Source organism: Nostoc cf. edaphicum LEGE 07299 (genome assembly GCF_015207245.1).
Lineage (GTDB): Bacteria > Cyanobacteriota > Cyanobacteriia > Cyanobacteriales > Nostocaceae > Nostoc > Nostoc edaphicum_B.
Genome location: NZ_JADEXF010000904.1, coordinates 1 through 2,816 on the forward strand (window position 1 = coordinate 1; position 2,816 = coordinate 2,816).

At 44.0% G+C, this 2,816-nt stretch carries 2 protein-coding genes; both read left to right on the plus strand.

Annotation, left to right across the window (positions count from 1 at the left end):
* The first annotated feature begins 231 nt into the window (after positions 1-231).
* Positions 232-1,326, plus strand: a complete 1,095-nt coding sequence (locus tag IQ229_RS22410; protein ID WP_162398285.1) for a cysteine synthase family protein — start codon at positions 232-234, stop codon at positions 1,324-1,326.
* Positions 1,327-1,353: 27 nt separating this feature from the next.
* Positions 1,354-2,682: a hypothetical protein gene (locus IQ229_RS22415; protein ID WP_162398286.1), complete on the plus strand. Its 1,329-nt coding sequence runs from the start codon at positions 1,354-1,356 to the stop codon at positions 2,680-2,682.
* The last annotated feature ends 134 nt before the right edge of the window (positions 2,683-2,816 follow it).

Here is a 2,816-nt window from a genome sequence, read left to right on the forward strand (position 1 = left end):
TGACTTAAAGGCTTGCTCAGGTAGTTATCGCTCAGACCTAATTGATATTTACTTTTGGTCAAATTGAAACAGTTTTAAGTGGTGATTAGCTATACAAGCAATAATCACTACAATTCGTATCGTCAATGAAAGAATGTAGTAACGATATTGCAAATAAAAATCCGCTCCAATGAGCAAGTTAATTCAGCCCTGATAATTCCTACTAATTTTTGAATTTTTTGGATGTTAAACATGAATCAGCTTGCAAAATCTTCATCATTCGAGAACGTTTCTAACTGTCAATGGAACAATCATAGTAAATGGAAAAAGATTACTGCCGCTGATGTTACCGAGGCAATAGGAAATGTACCGATTGTAAAACTCAAGAATATTTCTCCTGTATGTGTTGTCTCGGAATGTTTCTTGAAGTTAGAGAGCTGCAATCCCGGAGGATCAATTAAGGAGAAAAATGCAGTCTATCTCGTGACGCGTGCAGAGGAGGAAGGGCTTCTTATACCTGGTGGTACGATTATCGAGTCAAGTTCAGGAAATTTCGGCGTTGGTCTGGCTATGGTAGGAGCAGTCCGGGGCTATCGAGTGATTATTGTTGTCGATGCAAAAACTGCTCCACCGTTTAGACGAATGCTGAAAGCATACGGTGCTGAACTTGTAGATGTACCGTTACATGAGGCAGACGAATCAGGCTCGATGCAGAAGGCGAGAATGAAACGAGCGCGTGAGCTTGCCGCAACTATTCCTCATGCTTGGTATCCATGTCAGCACTTAAATCCTCTGAATGCTGAGGCCCACTCATACTACACTGCGCGTGAGATTGAAGCTCACTTTTCCTCCGATCTTGATGCTGTCGTGGTTGGTGTTAGCACGGCGGGACAAATAATGGGAATAGCTCGTTATCTTCGACCGCGATTTCCAGAAATACGCATTGTTGGCGTTGATGTTGAGGGTTCAGTCATTATGGGAACGCCAGCAAAACCATACAAGATGACAGGTGTTGGATTATCGTTCTTTCCACCTAATCTAGAGCTTTCGCTGCTTAATCGAGCTTACGTGATACCAGAGGCGATCGCCTACTCCGTGTGTCATGCACTTGCACGTCGTGAGGGATTGCTTCTTGGTGCTTCCACAGGGGCAATTGTAGCTGGTGGTTTACATCTGGCGCGCTCTCTTGGTGCGGGTGCGCGGATTTTGATGATCAATCCAGACCGAGGGGATAGATATCTTGAGACAGTCTACGATTTTGATTGGCTTGACCGTTATGGATTTACCCTCAAACAAGGAGAGCATCTTGATGATGCGATCGCCTCACTGACTCCTGTGTATTTTTAGTGACTCATCACATAGCTGAAAAATTTCATGAACACCTCACCTCAGCAGGAACAGGAAGGTAATAAAACAACCTCCCAGCGATCGCTATTGATGTTACTCGCCCAGTTTATACCTCTTTCCTTGACTGATGTGGCAATGACTCTGGGCGATCCACTTCAAACTGCTGCACTCAGTCGCCTAGCCTTTCCACAAGAGACATTAGCCGGAGTTGGGGTAGTCAAAGGGGTTGCCGTATTTCTAGAAAGCCCTATTATCATGATTCTTCATGCGTCAACTGCTCTTGGAGGGCAAGTCAAATCTCGGCGCGCACTTTGGCAATTTACAGTAATTGCAGGACTTTCTCTCAGTGGCATTTTTCTTTTACTCACTTGGGAGCCTTTGTATAACTGGCTTCTTTTAGAGGTATTTGGTGTTAGCCCATTTATTGCAGCGCAAGGGAGAACTGCTTTTTTATTGATGTTCCTGTGGCCTTTCGTTATTGCTTGGCGACGATTCTTTCAGGGGCTGCTTATCCGCGCTCAAAAGAGCATAGCTGTAGGATGGGCAGGTGTGGCGCGATTAACTTGGGTAATTGTGGCGCTGGCAGTTGGAGTCAGTCTTAGAAGTAACGGGGCATTTCTTGCAGGTATCACCATGATGGGAGCCATACTTATTGAAGCAGTACTGGTCACATGGTTTTGTTTGCGTCTTGGCACTATTTCTATTCTTAAAGGGCAAGTAGATTCTGAAACTAAGAAACTGCCTAAAACCTTTCGAGGAGTCGCCTTTTACTATCTTCCTTTAGCCTCAACAATGCTTATTGTTTGGGGTGCAAGGGCAATACTCTTAAGTCTGATTGCTCGCTCATTCGATGGCAGTCTTGCACTCGCTGTGTGGCCTGCTGCTTGGGGGTTAGTTCTGTCGATTGCTAACGGTACACGCATGATTCAACAAGTAGTGATTTCTGTCTATGAAGAAACTTCTAGGCGGACACTGGTTGCTTTTGTGGTTCTTGTCGGTTTGGGCTTTACTGTAATACCAATTTTTCTTGGGTTTACAGACAAAGGGTTCTTGTTACTTGGTCAGTTTTTGGGAAATAATACATCTCTTGTGGAAGCAGCTCGTCCGGTTGTACAAATACTGTCATTTTTCCCTCTGCTCCTAGCACTGCAAAATACGTTTCAAGGGCTGCTTATTCACCGAGCAAAGAACTGGTTCATCAACCTTGCAACATTAGTTGCCGCAGCTTTCACCCTGATAGTATGTGGAAGTCTGATTTTTACTAGACATAACGGAGCGACTTCAGCAGCGTATGGAATGCTTGCGGGTACTGTCAGCGAAATTATAGTGCTTTTTTTCGCACTGCAACGTAAATAAGAGAGTCAAAATACAGGCAGTACTTTTTCCTTGCAGAAGGATAGGTAATTGAAAAATTTCGATTTTTCTGCATTTTTGGTGAAAAGAGATATACTTTGCGATCGCAAAGTATATTATTTCCTAAGCAACTGAGG